The organism is Bordetella muralis, assembly GCF_054781015.1.
Genome location: NZ_BAAGVF010000006.1, coordinates 967044 through 981915, shown reverse-complemented (window position 1 = coordinate 981915; position 14872 = coordinate 967044). Strand labels below are relative to the sequence as shown.

The 14872-nt window shown below is 58.9% G+C and carries 12 protein-coding genes; 9 read left to right on the top strand and 3 right to left on the bottom strand.

Annotated features, from left to right (window positions below; all coding sequences use genetic code 11):
* The first annotated feature begins 22 nt into the window (after positions 1–22).
* The 5 genes from ACYVIT_RS15480 to ACYVIT_RS15460 are packed head-to-tail and all read left to right on the top strand — an operon-like array spanning position 23 to position 6503.
* Positions 23–1630, top strand: a complete 1608-nt coding sequence (locus ACYVIT_RS15480) for an ABC transporter substrate-binding protein (RefSeq protein ID WP_415808270.1) — start codon at positions 23–25, stop codon at positions 1628–1630.
* A complete protein-coding gene (locus ACYVIT_RS15475; RefSeq protein WP_415808271.1) occupies positions 1627–2604 on the top strand; it encodes an ABC transporter permease in 978 nt (325 codons plus the stop codon). The genes ACYVIT_RS15480 and ACYVIT_RS15475 overlap by 4 nt, the downstream gene beginning before the upstream one ends.
* Positions 2601–3440 carry an ABC transporter permease gene (locus ACYVIT_RS15470; RefSeq protein WP_415808272.1) on the top strand — a complete coding sequence of 280 codons (840 nt, stop codon included), beginning with the start codon at positions 2601–2603 and terminating at the stop codon, positions 3438–3440. Before ACYVIT_RS15475 ends, ACYVIT_RS15470 begins: the two co-directional genes overlap by 4 nt.
* A complete protein-coding gene (locus ACYVIT_RS15465) occupies positions 3440–5080 on the top strand; it encodes an ABC transporter ATP-binding protein (protein WP_415808273.1) in 1641 nt (546 codons plus the stop codon). The genes ACYVIT_RS15470 and ACYVIT_RS15465 overlap by 1 nt, the downstream gene beginning before the upstream one ends.
* Positions 5070–6503, top strand: a complete 1434-nt coding sequence (locus ACYVIT_RS15460) for an amidase (protein ID WP_415808274.1) — start codon at positions 5070–5072, stop codon at positions 6501–6503. Before ACYVIT_RS15465 ends, ACYVIT_RS15460 begins: the two co-directional genes overlap by 11 nt.
* 26 nt (positions 6504–6529) lie before the next feature.
* On the opposite strand, the gene ACYVIT_RS15455 is transcribed toward ACYVIT_RS15460, so the two are convergent.
* From ACYVIT_RS15455 to ACYVIT_RS15445, 3 genes are all read right to left on the bottom strand, one after another.
* Positions 6530–7456 carry a 2-hydroxyacid dehydrogenase gene (locus tag ACYVIT_RS15455; RefSeq protein ID WP_415808275.1) on the bottom strand — a complete coding sequence of 309 codons (927 nt, stop codon included), beginning with the start codon at positions 7454–7456 and terminating at the stop codon, positions 6530–6532.
* A gap of 67 nt (positions 7457–7523) precedes the next feature.
* On the bottom strand, positions 7524–8831 hold the full coding sequence (locus ACYVIT_RS15450; protein WP_415808276.1) for an NAD(P)/FAD-dependent oxidoreductase: 1308 nt from the start codon (positions 8829–8831) through the stop codon (positions 7524–7526).
* A gap of 29 nt (positions 8832–8860) precedes the next feature.
* Entirely contained in the window at positions 8861–9490 is a 630-nt protein-coding gene (locus tag ACYVIT_RS15445) for a cupin domain-containing protein (protein ID WP_415808277.1), read from the bottom strand.
* Positions 9491–9663: 173 nt separating this feature from the next.
* On the opposite strand from ACYVIT_RS15445, the gene ACYVIT_RS15440 reads away from it, so the two are divergent.
* The 4 genes from ACYVIT_RS15440 to ACYVIT_RS15425 are packed head-to-tail and all read left to right on the top strand — an operon-like array spanning position 9664 to position 14872.
* Complete coding sequence (locus ACYVIT_RS15440; RefSeq protein ID WP_415808278.1) at positions 9664–11319, top strand: ABC transporter ATP-binding protein; 1656 nt, start codon at positions 9664–9666, stop codon at positions 11317–11319.
* On the top strand, positions 11312–12973 hold the full coding sequence (locus ACYVIT_RS15435; protein ID WP_415808279.1) for a peptide ABC transporter substrate-binding protein: 1662 nt from the start codon (positions 11312–11314) through the stop codon (positions 12971–12973). Before ACYVIT_RS15440 ends, ACYVIT_RS15435 begins: the two co-directional genes overlap by 8 nt.
* Positions 12974–13019: 46 nt before the next feature.
* The gene (locus ACYVIT_RS15430; RefSeq protein ID WP_415808280.1) at positions 13020–13970 is read left to right on the top strand and encodes an ABC transporter permease; all 951 of its coding nucleotides are present in this window, start codon (positions 13020–13022) and stop codon (positions 13968–13970) included.
* A 23-nt stretch (positions 13971–13993) separates the two neighbouring features.
* Positions 13994–14872 carry an ABC transporter permease gene (locus ACYVIT_RS15425; protein ID WP_415808281.1) on the top strand — a complete coding sequence of 293 codons (879 nt, stop codon included), beginning with the start codon at positions 13994–13996 and terminating at the stop codon, positions 14870–14872.

Here is a 14872-nt window from a genome sequence, read left to right as displayed (position 1 = left end):
CGCGTCTTTCATGGAGAACAGGATGAAACTGGTCAGTCAGGCCCGTCGGGCCATTGTCAAATGCGGGTTTGCGTTGGCCGCTGCCGCTACGCTGGCACAGCTGCCCGCGCACGCTGCCGAAACGCCACAATCCGGTGGCGTACTCACGGCAATTTTGCATCCGGAACCGCCCAGCCTCATCCTGGCACTCCAGCAGGTGGCCGGGACGCAGATGGTCGGTGGCAAGATTTTCGAGAGCCTGCTGACCTATTCGTTTGATCTGAAGCCATTGCCCAGCCTTGCTAAATCCTGGGAGATTTCGGACGACAAGCTGACGTATACCTTCCATCTGCAGCAAGGCGTGACCTGGCACGATGGCCAGCCTTTTTCCTCGGCAGACGTCGTGTTTTCGTATGAAAAAGTGTTGTCCCAGACACCTCGTACTCGTGGCCTGATGCAAAACGTCGAGTCGATCACGGCGCCGGATGCGAACACCGTCGTGTTCAAGTTAAAGGAACCCTATGCGGCGTTCCTGTACGGACTCGACATCGGCGGCGGTGCCATCTTGCCCAAGCATCTGTACGACGTGGACACGCCCATCGGCCAAAATCCGAATAACGCGCATCCGATCGGCACCGGTCCCTTCAAGTTCAAGAAATGGGAACGCGGCTCGTATGTGGAGCTGGTCAAGAATGAGCATTACTGGAAAGCCGGCCGCCCGTACCTGGACGGTATTACTTATCGCGTGATCCCCGATGCCGCTTCGCGCCGATTGGCCATCGAGCAGGGCACAGTGATGCAGGCCTGGCTGCAAGACCTGGAGCCGATGGATGTGCCGCGCGTGGCAAAGCTGCCCAACATGACCCATACCAACAAGGGTTACGAATACTGGTCAACCATGCAATGGATCGAGTTGAACAACGCGAAAGCACCGTTCAACGACAAGCGTTTCCGCCAGGCATTGATGTACGCGATCAACCGCAAGTTCATTGCGGAAAAGATCATGGTTGGCCAAGGGATACCCGCCACCGGGCCGATCCACCACAATACGCGCTTTTACGATTCGAACGTCAAGAAGTACGACTACGATCCCAAGAAAGCCATTGCTCTGCTCGACGAAATGGGCTTGAAACCGAATGGCGATGGCGTGCGGGTCACCGTCAGCATGATCCCATTGCCCTATGGCGAGATGCCGCGGCGCGTGGCCGAATACATCAAGCAGAACTTGTCCAAAGTCGGTATCGCGTTGAACCTCGAGAGCACCGACGTAGGCGGATGGGTGTCGCGTGTCGGCAACTGGGACTACGACATGGCGGGCAACGGCGTTTTTCAATATGCCGATCCCGCCATTGGTGTGGCGCGTACCTATGTGAGCACCAATATCCGCAAGGGCGTGATGTTCAGCAACACGTCCCAGTACAAGAACCCGAAAGTCGACGAACTGTTCAACCTGGCTGCGAAAGCCGGCGACGATGCGCAACGGCAGCAGTATTACTCCGAGGTGCAAAAAATTCTGGTCGAGGACGTACCGCTGGTGTGGCTGGTGGACACCAATTACGGCACAGTCTTGAACAAGCGCGTGCATGACGCCATCACCACAGGCCTAGGCGTGGTCGACACCTACAGCGACGCCTGGTTGTCGAAAGAATGAGCAAGGTCGCCGGATTTCTGGGCAGGCGCGTGATCAAGAGCATCCTGGTGCTCTTCATGATCGCTATATTCAATTTCTTTCTCGTTCGCGCCGCACCGGGAGATCCTGCCGAAATCCTGGCAGGACAGTCCGGGGCAGCCGACGCCGAATACATCGAAAAGCTGCGCCAGGATTTTGGACTGGACAAGCCCTTGGTGGTACAGCTCGGGTCTTATCTCAAAGACGTGGCCACGTTTGACCTGGGCTATTCCCATCGGCAGCAAGCCCCCGTATCAACACTGATCCTGGCGCATTTGCCCGCCACCCTGGTGCTGGCATTAACGTCGTTTGCGTTCGCGCTTTTTGCCGGAGTGGGGTTGGGTATCCAGGCCGCACTACGCGTGGGCAAATGGGGCGATACCGTCATCACGACACTTGCCATGCTGGCCTACGCGACGCCGATATTTTGGGTGGGGTTGATGCTGGTGTTGGTGTTTTCGGTGCAACTGCAATGGTTGCCGTCCTTCGGCTACGAAAGCGTGGGCGCCAATCTGACGGGGCTGGCACGTGTCGCCGATATAGCGCGCCATTTGATCCTGCCGACGATCACGTTGGGCATGTTCTACATGGCGGTGTATGCACGGTTGACCCGCGCCTCCATGCTGGAGATCCGCCAGCTCGATTTTGTGAAGACGGCGCGCGCCAAGGGGCTGGCGGAACGCACGGTGATCATGCGGCACGTCTTGCGCAATGCCTTGCTGCCCATCATCACCTATGCGGGCATCCAGGCGGGCCACCTGATAGGCGGGTCTTTGCTGGTTGAGACCGTGTTCGCCTGGCCTGGCATAGGGCGGTTGGCGTTCGATGCCCTGGTGCAGCGCGATTACAGCGTGCTGCTTGGCGTGTTCTTCGTGGCGTCCATTGTCGTTGTCGTCGTCAATCTGTTGACCGACATTCTCTACACGATTGTCGATCCCAGGATAGAGCTGAAATGAAAAGCTTCTTTCGCGCGTTTTGCCGCAACAAGGGCGGCCTGATGGGCTTGGCTGTGCTGGCACTGGTCAGCCTGCTCGCCCTTTGTGCCAGTTGGCTATATCCCGACAGCCCATGGGACATGGTCAACGCGCCATATATGCCTCCCATGTCCGAGGATGCGCTATTGGGTACCGATACCCTGGGCCGAGATATCGCGAGCGGCATTGCCTATGGGGCTCGGGTCACATTGGTGCTGGCGCTGATTTCCACCGCGGTGTCGGTTTTGGTCGGCATCACAGTTGGGGCCATTGCCGGCTTCTATGGCGGCAAGGTGGATCAAGTCATCGTCGGATTCATCGAGCTGTTCCAGACGATTCCCGGGTTTTTTCTGGCTGTCGTGCTCGTGGCCATTTTGACCCCCAGTATCGGCACGGTGATTTTTGCGATTGCGCTGGTATCCTGGCCACCGCTGGCGCGGCTGGTCCGCGCCGAATTCATGAGCATGAAACATCGGGAATTCGTCGAGGCAGCAGTCCTGAGCGGTCAGTCCAATCTCCGCATTATTCTGACCCAGATACTGCCCAACAGTCTGTCGCCTGTCATCGTGTCCGGCTCATTGATGGTCGCCAGCGCGATCCTGCTGGAATCGGCGCTCAGTTTTCTGGGGCTGGGCGATCCCAACACCATGACATGGGGATACATCATCGGAGCATCGCGCAGCGTATTGCGCGATGCATGGTGGATGAGCGTGTTCCCGGGCATTGCCATCCTGATCACGGTTCTGGCTTTCAATTTGGTGGGCGAGGCACTCAACGATGCGCTCAATCCCAAACTGGCCCGTAAAAGGACTGGCTGATGTCTGCGCTACTGGAAATCCGCGATCTGTCTGTCTCTGTGGTGCAGGACGGTCCCTCGACGCGCGTCGTGAAGAACGTGTCCTATACCGTTAACCGAAACGAAATCCTGTGCGTGGTCGGCGAATCCGGTTCAGGCAAATCCGTGACTGCGCATGCCCTGATGGGGCTGTTGCCCGACGGCGAATTGCGGGTCGACTCGGGCAGCATTCTTTATCGCGGCCGCGAGCTGGTCGGGCTGACGCCGAAAGATTGGTACGGCTTGCGAGGCAAGTCCTTTGGCATGGTGTTCCAGGAACCCATGACGGCACTGAATCCCATCATGCGCATTGGGCGCCAGGTCGACGAAGTACTCGAACGCCATACCAGTCTTTCTGTCGAGGCGCGTCGTGCCAGGATATTGCAGCTGTTTCGCGACGTCATGCTGCCTGAGCCCGACAAGTTGATGAATGCCTATCCATTCCAGTTGTCGGGCGGCCAGCGTCAACGCGCGGTCATCGCGATGGCGCTGGCGATGGAGCCGGATATTCTCATCGCCGACGAGCCTACGACGGCGCTGGATGTCACCACGCAGGCGCAGATCCTGGCGATGATCAAAGACATCCAGGCACGGATGGGCATAGGCGTGATTTTCATCACCCACGATTTTGGCGTCGTTGCAGAGATTGCTGATCGCATCGTTGTGATGCGGCATGGCCAGGTGGTAGAGCAGGGCGCCGCCGACGACATCCTGAATCGGCCGCAAGCCGCCTATACCCGCCAGTTAATTGCTGCCGTTCCGCATAAGCCCCAGGGCAAAGCCGAGGCAGCCGTGGCGCCGCCGCTGATCGTGATCGACCAATTGCGCAAGATCTTTCGTTCGGACAAGGGACGTCAGGTACTGGCGCTGGACGATATCTCTCTGACGATTCAGCAGGGCGAAACGGTCGGGCTGGTCGGCGAATCGGGATCGGGCAAGTCCACCCTGGGCCGCACGCTCACTGGCTTGATCACTCCCGATAGCGGCAGCGTGAAGCTCGACGGGACGGAGCTCGTGGGCCTGTCTGCCCGTCAATGGCGCGAGCATCGGCGTCAGATCCAGATGGTTTTTCAGGATCCGTATGCCTCATTGAATCCGCGCCATCGCATCGTCGATGCCGTGGCGCAAGGACCTATCGCGTTTGGTGAGCCACGGCGCAAAGCGTTGGCCCACGCGCGCGAATTGCTCGAACTCGTGGGCTTGGGGGGCGATGCCGGTGATCGCTATCCACACCAGTTTTCAGGGGGGCAGCGGCAACGGGTAGGCATTGCCCGCGCATTGGCGTTACGCCCTAGGCTGCTCGTGGCCGATGAGGCGGTGTCGGCGCTCGACGTGTCCATCCAGGCGCAGGTGCTGGAACTGCTCAAGACCGTCAGCGGGCAATTCGATCTGTCGGTCCTGTTCATTACGCACGACTTGCGCGTCGCCGCCGAGATATGCGACCGCATTGCGGTGATGCGGCAAGGCGAGCTGGTCGAGCAAGGACGGGCCACCGATATTTTCTATCGCCCACAGCACGAATACACGCGTCGATTGATCGACTCCATTCCCGGTAAACAGTGGTCCAAGCCGGATCTCTCCCGAGCCGGCTCCTCAGAGGAACCTACAGCATATGCAACATGACGACTATGAATCATTGGACGGTTTGGATATGGCAGCCCGACTTCAGTCGGGGGACGTTTCCTCCGAGGAATTGATGCGCTGTGCAGTGGAGTTGGCGCGCAGTCGCGGAAAGGCACTGAATGCGCTGCGCTACGAACAGTACGAAACCTCCATCGAGTTGGCGAAAACCTGGCAACAGAGGGGAGCCTTCGGTGGTATTCCTTTTTTGTTAAAGGATTCGGGGCTGCCGTCCACGCGGTTTCCGTCAAGTGTGGGTTCGCGCCTGCTAAACGACACGACCTACGACTGCAATGGCACGCTCACGGATCGTTTCGAACAAGCGGGCCTGATTGCGTTTGCTCGTACCACCGTGCCGGAGTTCTGCATGGTGGCGACGACCGAGGCCGTGATAAACGGGGGGCCCACCCTCAACCCCTGGGACCGAAGCCGCTCGGCGGGTGGCTCTAGTGGCGGTGCGGCGGCTGCAGTGGCGGCACGTATCGTCCCGGTGGCTCATGGTAGTGATGGTGGTGGTTCGATTCGCATCCCGGCTGCGTGCTGTGGCGTGTATGGTTTAAAAGCATCCCGTGGTCGCGTACCGATGGGGCCTTTGCGTGGCGAGGGATGGGGAGGCATGGCGACCGACGGCGTGCTTAGCGTGACCGTCCGGGACACTGCCGCCGCCATGGATGCCATCTCCGGCTACGAGCCTGGTGCGCCGTACGCGGCGCCGCCCAAGACAGGGGCTTATCTGGATGCGGTGGCCGAGTCGGCCGTCAAACCATTGCGGATCGCTGTATGGCGTTCGGCGTGGAACGATATCGCGATTGCGCCAGAGCCATTGCGCGCCGTGCAGCACAGCGCTGACTTGCTGAGCAGCCTGGGGCATACGGTCATCGATTCTGCGCCGCCCGTCATCGACTATGACGCCTTTGTGTTGGCGCATGCATGTATTTTGGCCAGCAATATCGTGCTTGCGGTGGACACGCGCCTGGCATCGACGGGCAGGGCGCTGCAACGCGACGATCTGGAGCCCATCATGCTCTCGGGTTACGAACTGGGCAAGCGCCTGATGGCAAAAGAATACATCGCCAGTGTGAACCGTTTGCACGCCATCGGCCGCGCGATGGAAGCCTACATGAGTGACTTCGACCTGATTTTGACGCCGGCATTGACCGAATTGCCAGTGAAGCTCGGAGAGCTGTCCACGCAGCGCGGAGAGTTTCTCGATCTGCGTAAAAGGGTCTCGCGATATGCGACCTTTATGGCGGCATTCAATGCGTCCGGCCAGCCGGCCGCCAGCCTGCCTTTGTTCGCCACGGCAGAGGGCGTGCCTGTTGCCACGCAGCTCGTGGGACGCTTCGGGCGCGAAGACCTGATATTGAGCGTTTCAGCTCAACTTGAACGGGCAGCGCCATGGCAACACCGTAAACCTGCCTTTTAGCGTTTGTTGTTTCAGCTTTGGGGCCGTCAATACCCCCGTAAAGAATCGACGAGCCCATGAGGATCTTCACCCGCCAGTATCCGCTGTATATTGGCGACCGTCGCTGCAGCTGCGCTGTCAGCGCGCGTATGCGCGGCGATATGCGGCGTCAGCACGACCTTTGCGTGAGACCACAGCGGATGATCGGCGGGCAGCGGCTCTGGCTCGGTCACGTCGACGAACGCGGCTTCCAATTGTCCGCTATCGAGCGCTGCCAATAGCGCATCTTGGTCCATGTGCTTGCCACGACCCACTTGAACGAGCGATGCCCCGCGAGGTAATTGCGCAAAGCATTCGGCGTTCAAGATGTGGGTGGTTTCGTTGGTGAGTGGCAGCAGGCAGATAAGGATATCGGTTGCGGCCAGCATGGCCTGCAATCCATCAGCGCCATGATATGAACGGATACCCTCGATGTTTTTTGGGCTGCGGCTCCAGCCGGCGAGTTGGAATCCGAACGGCTTGAGCGCCTCGAGCGACGCACGGCCGAGCTCGCCCAGGCCCAGTACCGACACACGGCGTTGATCTGCCCAGACGAACTCGAGATTTATCCATTCATGGCGCCGCTGTTGCTCCAGATAAGCCGGCAGGCGGCGATGCAGCGCCAATACGCTCATCACGACATAGTCTCGCATCAGACTAGTCAGGCCGCTCTCTATCATGCGCACCAGCTTTGCCCCAGGCGGGATCGGCGTCTGAGCGACCTGATCGATACCCGCACCCACAGAAAAAATCACTTCGAGATTCGGATAACGGTCAGACAGATCATCTGGAAACGTCCAGGTCATCAGATAGCGCACGGCATGCGGGTCGACCTGCGCCGCGTCGCTGTAGAAGGGAACGTTGGGCAAATCATGGGCGAAAGCGCGGCGAAACACTTCGACGCGTTCGGGATAGGACAGCATGAGAAAGGCCATCAGACATCCTTGTGAAATCAAAGCAGCCGAGCACGGGCCAGGCTGGAGCCACGCAGGCAGAACGTATTCAGCGCTCGGCGCGCGCCAGCGCGAGGCGATCCTGCAGCCGATAGACCTGGATCAGTGCAGGCATAAAGTATGGCTTGCCGGCGTAGAGAGGAATGGCTGGGATAGGCCGGAAATCAAAAGCCGATTTCCGTTGATCGTCCGCCAATAGCTTGTGCGCCGCGCGGCTGCCGATCCAGGGTGCCCACACGACGCCCGAGCCGCAAAAGCCCGTGGCGTAAGTCAGCCCATTGTGTTCAAAGATTCGAGGCAGCATGTCGCGGTGCATGGCGACATTGCCAAACCAGCTGTGGCTCAGCTTCACATCCGCGAGCTCGGGGAAAAGATTGATCAATCCGTCGCGCAGTTGCACGGTTGATGCCGTGGGGTCTCCGCTTTGCGATGCATCGCGACCGCCCAGAAGGATGCGTTTTCCGTCGGGCGAGGGGCGATAGTAATAGCCAAGCACCTTGCCTTCGCCGCACATCATTCTGCGTGGCATCAGCTCTGCCATCAGTTCTGAGGGCAGTTCCTCGGTGGCGATGATGCGGCTGCGTACGGGCACCAGGCGGCGCCGCAGCCACGGATTGGCGCCATCGGTATAGCCATTGGTGCAGATCAGCACCTGACGGCCAATGATGGTGCCGGCCGCGGTCTCAACCCGAAAGCCCGCACCATTGTTCGTGATGGACTTGACTGCCGTGTCGGAATGTACGGTGACGCCGGCCGCCAGTGCCACGCGCAGAATCTCTGCATGGTATTTACCGGGATGCAGTCCGCCTATATCCATGCGGACCGAGCCGCCTCGATAGTAATCGGTGCCCACATACTGGCGCTGCTCGGCATACGGAACCGCATAGGACTCGATTCCCAGCGTTTTCTGCAGCTTTTCGGCGCTGCGGGCCATGGTCTCGTATTGCGCCTTGCCGATGGCGCCGTAAAAACGACCGGTCAAACTGAAGTCGCAGTTCAGGTTTTCGGTGCGAATAAAGTCGTAGATGAATTCGCGCGCGGCCTTGCCCTCGGCTTCGATAGCCATGGCGCGGGCTTCACCATATTTCCGCACCAGTTCGGCATAGCTCAATCGGATGTTGCCGCTGGTGATGCCGCCATTGCGCGACGATGCACCTTCGCCGGGATTCATCTTGTCCAGCACCACCACGCGGCGGCCCGCACGCGCCAGCGTCAACCCCGCTGTCAGCCCAGCGTAGCCCGCGCCCACGATCACGACATCGGCTTGTTTGTCCAACGGTTGTGTCGGCAGCGGTCGGACCGGTGCGGCTTCCCACCAAAAAGGGGTGCTCTTGTGGGCGATGGGGGGCTGTTGCATGGAGAATCTCCTTGTGCAGGAATAGGGGGCTAGAGGAAACGATCGAACTGGACTGCTCCGATGATCCACAGAACCTCAGTCGGAACATCGCTGGTGTTGCGCAGGGAATGCGGACGGTTGCTGTCAAAGACGAAGCTGTCACCGGTCTCCAACTCAGAGGCTTCATCATCGACGGTGAGAACCACCTTGCCTGACAGGACAAGGCCGCCTTTCTCTGCCGGATAGCTCAGGGCATGGCCGCCCGATTTACCGCCAGGCTCCAGCCGCAGGATCATGATCTGCAGGTTTTGCCGGTCAGGTGGCGTGAGGAGTTCTTTGTGCAGCATGCCCAGGTCGATGACTGGCCGCTGTGCACGGCGACGCACAAAAGAGGGTTCCCCCGTCTTGAGCGCCTCGCTTTTTGTTTCGCCAAATAATTCCTGCATGCTGATGTTCAGCGCCCTGCGCAGCGAGGTCAGCAGCCGCATCGAAGGGTTGGCGATACCGCGCTCGACCTGGCTGATCATTCCCATCGAGACCCCCGAGGCCTGAGCGAGGCTCTCGAGCGACATTCCCTTTTGCTTGCGCAGTTTTCGCAGATTGGCGCCGACATGAAACTCGGGCGCATCCGCATGATGGGCGGTGGCACGCTGATCTGCGTTTTTCCCGGATGCCGGCATCGAAATCCCCTATTGACAGGAAATGAGCGTTTAGCAAGATAATGAAGATATCTACCAGATTTTCAATATATCCTAAATTTTTACTAACACGCCATCACTATCACTACAGGGTAGGGGGATTTGTGGCTTCTATACCGGCAAGCAGTACAGCAGCCTCTGAGGCGACACTTTCGGTGCGCAATCTGACCGTCAGTCTGCCCGCTGGCATGGAACGCGCTCATGCCGTGGACGACATTTCATTCGATCTACTGAAAGGACAGATTCTTTGCATCATCGGGGAATCGGGCTCCGGCAAGTCCGTTACCGCCAATGCCATCATGGGCTTGCTGCCCAGGGTGATTCGTGTCACTGAGGGTTCGATCCTGCTGGGTGATACCGAGATCATCGATGCCGCACCCGAGCGGTTGCGCGACTTGCGTGGCCGCGTGGTTTCCATGATTTTTCAGGATCCGCTGTCGGCATTGAACCCTCTGATGACGGTAGGCGAGCAAATTACCGAGGCCCTGATGGCTCACGCCGTGGGCACCGCGGATAGTCGCAAGGAGCGCGCCCTCAAACTGTTGACCGAGGTCGGTTTGCCAGACCCGGCGTTGATGTTTCACCAGTATCCGTTCCGTCTGTCCGGCGGACAACGGCAACGGGTGATGATCGCGATCGCACTGGCGCTGGAGCCCGCCATCCTGATCGCGGACGAGCCGACGACTGCACTCGATGTGACCACGCAGGCGCAGATCCTGGACCTGATCCGCGATATCCAGCGTCGCAAAGGGATGAGTGTGATGTTCATCACCCATGACTTCGGTGTGGTTGCAGAGATCGCCGATAGCGTGGTGGTGATGGAAAAGGGAAAAATCGTCGAGCAAGGGCCTGCAGACCGGGTGCTAAAGACTCCAGAGCACCCCTACACCCAGCGTTTGATCGCCGCCGTCCCGCATCTGACCGGGACCGACCGCGTGCTGTCGCGCACGGCCGAAACGCCGATTCTGAAAGTCGAGAATCTGGTCAAGACCTATCGCAGTGGCAGCCGTCTGCTGCGCAGTGAACGCATCGTCAAGGCCGTCGACGATGTCTCTTTTGAGCTGAAACCCGGTCGCACGCTTGGCGTCGTGGGAGAAAGCGGTTCGGGGAAAACCTCGCTTGGGCGGTTGCTGATCAAGCTGATGGACAGCGATAGCGGCCGGATCTTCTTTGAGGGCGCGGATATCGCCCCGATGAGCGAGGACAAGTTTCGTGCGATGCGCCCAAAGATCCAGATGATTTTTCAGGATCCTTTCGCGTCGCTCAATCCGCGTTCGACCGTTGCACATATCCTGACCGTCGGACCGGTCGCGTATGGCATGCCCGTCGCGCAGGCCCGCGAACAAGCCAAAGCGCTGTTGTCGCACGTAGGCCTGGATGCGGGAGCTTTCGAGCGTTATCCGCATGAATTTTCTGGCGGTCAGCGTCAACGTATCGGCATCGCCCGCGCGTTGATGTTCAAACCCAAGCTGCTGGTGGCCGATGAGTCCGTCTCGGCACTCGATGTGTCGATTCAGGCGCAAATCCTGATGTTGCTCGATCAAGTGCAACGCGAGACCGGCGTATCGATGGTTTTTATCACCCATGATTTGCGCGTCGCCAGTCAGATTTGCGACGAGATCGTCGTGATGCAGAGGGGCAAGATCGTCGAGATGGGACCACCCTCGCAGATCTTTCTCAATCCCCAATCTGCCTATACCCGCGAGTTGGTGGCTGCCATTCCGGGCCAGGAGCCGGGCCAGCGGGAGCCGGTCACTGAAGACTTCAGCGCTAACCATGCCGTATTCCCACGGAGGAATTCCAATGACTGACACAACCACCTCGATGAGCCGTCGTTCCGCCCTGAAACTGATGGGGCTTGCTGGCGCGACGGGTTTGTTTGCAACGAATCTGCTGGGCAAGCCTGCTTTTGCCCAGACGCCGCCTGCCGCGCCGACAGGGCGAGTCATCGTTGGACTGTCGCAAGAGCCAACGGTGTTCAATCCGTTGATGTTGAAGATCGAAGTCGATGATGGTCTGCATTTTTCGGTGTTCGACGCGCTGTTTCGCACCATGCCGGATGGCTCGATTGTGCCCAACCTCGCGACAGAGGTGCCGAGCCAGGAAAACGGTGGGCTGTCTGCCGATGGTCTGCAATGGCGAGTGAAGCTGCGCGACGATGTGAAGTGGCATGACGGCACGCCCATGACAGCCGAGGATGTCAAATTCACCCTCGAGCTGATCGTCGATCCGAAATTCCGCAGTTGGCGCACCGCTGGGCACAATCTCGTGCAGGACATTACCGTCGTCTCTCCGACCGAATTGACCTGGAAGATGAAAGAGCCTTTCGCTCCGTATATGTCGTTCCTGACAGAGACGTTTATCGTTCCCAAGCATGTGCTGGAGAAAGAGGCCGACAAGAACACGGCTGCATTCAACCAAGCCCCGATCGGCACTGGCGCGTTCAAATGGGGCCGTCGCGTCGCAGGCGACCACGTCGAGTTGGTCGCTAATGCCAACTACCACGGCGAAGGGCCCTACATCGAGCAGCTGGTATTCAAATACATCCCCGATCTGACGGTGTTGTATACGCAGTTCAAGAGCGGCGATATTGATCTGGTGGGACGTCAATACATCACGCCCGATAACTACGCAGAGGCCAAAACGCTGAAAAACAGGGTCGTTGAACTGCAACCAGCGCCCACCGTTGAGCAGATCTATCTCAATCTGGAACGCCCGGTATTCAAGGAGCTCGCCGTTCGCCAGGCGATCTATGCCGCCATCGATAAACAAGCGATCATCGACGCGCTGTACTATGGCTTGCCCGAACCCGTCGAGTCTTATATGCCGCGCGGTTCGGTCTACTACAACCATGATTTGCCCAAACACGAATTCAGTCTCGATAAAGCCCGCAAGCTGCTCGATGATGCCGGCTGGGTAAAAGGCTCGGATGGCATTCGTGCCAAGAACGGCGTACGGCTCGCCTTCAGTTGCTCCACCACATCGGGCAATCACCTGCGCGAACAACTGCAGCAGTTCGTCCAGCAGACCATGAAGGAAATCGGCATCGAGATGAAGATCTCGAATCTGCCGGCGGCTGTGATCTGGGGAGATTTCTGGACGCTGTCGCAATATGACTCCGTCGTGGTGGGAATCAATTATCTGGTGGGCTCCGATCCCGATGTATTCAACCGGTTCCATACGGGTGCGATCCGCGCCAAGGGCGGGCGCGGCTCCAATACGGCGCAATACAGTAATCCGCGTGTAGACAAATTGCTGGAAGAGGGCGCCCGCACCTTTGATCAGAAGCGCCGCATTGAGATCTACAAGGAAATCCAGGCGCAGGTGCGTGCCGATCTGCCTTTTCTGCCGCTCTTCTCCGAAAACGTGGTCCGGGGACGGAAATCCGATATCCAGGGTACGGCCAGCAATAGCAATACGCGTACCGAGTCCTGGCATGCGGCTGGGTGGTTTCGGGGCGCTTGATGAGGCTCCTGGTAGTGCGTCTTTTGTAATCCGTCGTGAGGGATGAATGGCCGGATTTCTGCTTAATCGTTTGTGGCAAAGCATCATTTTGCTGTTGATCGTGTCGATCATCGGCTTTGGGGTGCTGAATATGATCCCTGGTGGCCCGCTGTCGCAATTCGCGCTCGATGCGAGTATGACGCAGGCGGATATCGATCGCCTGACGCGCCAGCTGGGCCTGGATCAGCCTTTGCCGCTGCGGTATCTCGATTGGGCTTGGCAGATGCTGCAGGGCGACTGGGGGCGCTCTTATCGTGATGGCACGCCGGTTCTGCAAGTCATCGCGCGCCATTTACCTGCGACGCTGTTGCTGATGGGAACGTCGACCGCCATTTCCATTGCCATTGGCACATGGATCGGTATCCGCGGGGCGACGCACCGCTATTCGGGCTTTGATTATGTTGCGACCATCGGCGCCATGGTGGCATTGTCGATCCCGACCTTTTGGTTCGGCTTGGTCGGGATTTATCTATTTTCGCTGAAACTCGGGTGGGTGCCCGCGGGCAATATGTACACCATCGGGGATCAGTCGTGGTTGAATTACCTGCATCACCTGGTGTTGCCGAGCCTCGTGCTGTCTCTGGTGCATGTCGCCACGTGGAGCCGCTACATGCGATCGGCCACGCTGGACGTGATCAATCAGGATTTCATTAAAACCGCTCGGGCCAAGGGGGTACCGGAGCGCCGCGTTCTGATGAAGCACGTGGTGGGCAATGCCTTGCTTCCCATGATTACGTTGGCGGGGATGCAATTGCCCACGATTCTGGGAGGCGCGTTGGTGACGGAGACGGTGTTCACCTGGCCCGGTATGGGGCGCTTGTTTCTCGATAGCCTTGGTTATAGCGATTATCCGGTCATCATGGGGCTGCTGATGCTGTCCGCCTTTTTGACCCTGCTTGGAAACCTCATCGCCGACATTATTGTCGCGACGGTTGACCCGCGTATCCGGCTTAGCTGAACCCATCCGCTCAGGACCTTGTCATGACTACTATCGCAGTCCCCTCAGACCGTACCCATTGGTGGCAGAGCCGAGCCGTGCGCAGGTTCGCGCGTCACCGGCTGGCGTTGGTGGGCATGGTAATGATTACGGTGTTGGTCCTGGCCTGCATCGTGGGGCCTCTGTTATTGCCGTATGACTCGCTCTATGTCGATCTACGCGCGCGTTTCGCACCACCTTTTTCGGGGCTGCATTTTCTGGGCACCGACCCGCTGGGACGCGATCAGACGGCCCGTTTATTGGAGGCCGGACGAATCTCGCTGCTGGTGGGATTCTCCGCAATGGTGCTGTCTACGATTATCGGCACGGCCGTGGGCGTGATCGCAGGCTATCGTGGCGGCCGGGTAGGGGCCGCGTTGATGCGGATGGTCGATGCTTTTTTGGCATTCCCGTCGATCTTTCTCGTGCTGGCGCTCGCCGCGTTGTTAAAGCCCAGCCCGACCATGATCACGGTGATCATAGCGATCACCAGTTGGATGGAAGTTGCGCGCATTGTCGAAGCCGAGGTGCGTTCGCTGCGTGAGCGGGAATTCGTGCAGGCGGGGCGGATGCTGGGCTTGAGCGGCACCCACATCATGTTTCGCGAGATCCTGCCCAACGTCGTGGGGCCGATTATTGTGGCCGCGACGCTCACCGTGGCGCGTGCGATCTTGCTTGAAGCCTATGTCAGTTTTCTCGGCTACGGGATCCAGCCGCCGTTGCCGAGTTGGGGCAACATGCTGAACGGAGCGCAACAATATCTGGCCAGTGCGCCTTGGCTGGCCATCGTGCCGGGGATAATGATCACGATGGCGGTTACCAGCTTCAACTTCATTGGCGACGGATTGCGCGACGCCTTGGACGTACGCAACGATCACATGTGA

What these genes read in the sequence shown, in the direction of transcription:
- ACYVIT_RS15455 (WP_415808275.1), bottom strand. Translation starts at nt 7,456, where the DNA reads ATGGCCTTTCTCATGCTGTCCTATCCCGAACGCGTCGAAGTGTTTCGC.
- ACYVIT_RS15480 (WP_415808270.1), top strand. Translation starts at nt 23, where the DNA reads ATGAAACTGGTCAGTCAGGCCCGTCGGGCCATTGTCAAATGCGGGTTT.
- ACYVIT_RS15475 (WP_415808271.1), top strand. Translation starts at nt 1,627, where the DNA reads ATGAGCAAGGTCGCCGGATTTCTGGGCAGGCGCGTGATCAAGAGCATC.
- ACYVIT_RS15445 (WP_415808277.1), bottom strand. Translation starts at nt 9,490, where the DNA reads ATGCCGGCATCCGGGAAAAACGCAGATCAGCGTGCCACCGCCCATCAT.
- ACYVIT_RS15460 (WP_415808274.1), top strand. Translation starts at nt 5,070, where the DNA reads ATGCAACATGACGACTATGAATCATTGGACGGTTTGGATATGGCAGCC.
- ACYVIT_RS15425 (WP_415808281.1), top strand. Translation starts at nt 13,994, where the DNA reads ATGACTACTATCGCAGTCCCCTCAGACCGTACCCATTGGTGGCAGAGC.
- ACYVIT_RS15450 (WP_415808276.1), bottom strand. Translation starts at nt 8,831, where the DNA reads ATGCAACAGCCCCCCATCGCCCACAAGAGCACCCCTTTTTGGTGGGAA.
- ACYVIT_RS15435 (WP_415808279.1), top strand. Translation starts at nt 11,312, where the DNA reads ATGACTGACACAACCACCTCGATGAGCCGTCGTTCCGCCCTGAAACTG.
- ACYVIT_RS15465 (WP_415808273.1), top strand. Translation starts at nt 3,440, where the DNA reads ATGTCTGCGCTACTGGAAATCCGCGATCTGTCTGTCTCTGTGGTGCAG.
- ACYVIT_RS15470 (WP_415808272.1), top strand. Translation starts at nt 2,601, where the DNA reads ATGAAAAGCTTCTTTCGCGCGTTTTGCCGCAACAAGGGCGGCCTGATG.
- ACYVIT_RS15430 (WP_415808280.1), top strand. Translation starts at nt 13,020, where the DNA reads ATGGCCGGATTTCTGCTTAATCGTTTGTGGCAAAGCATCATTTTGCTG.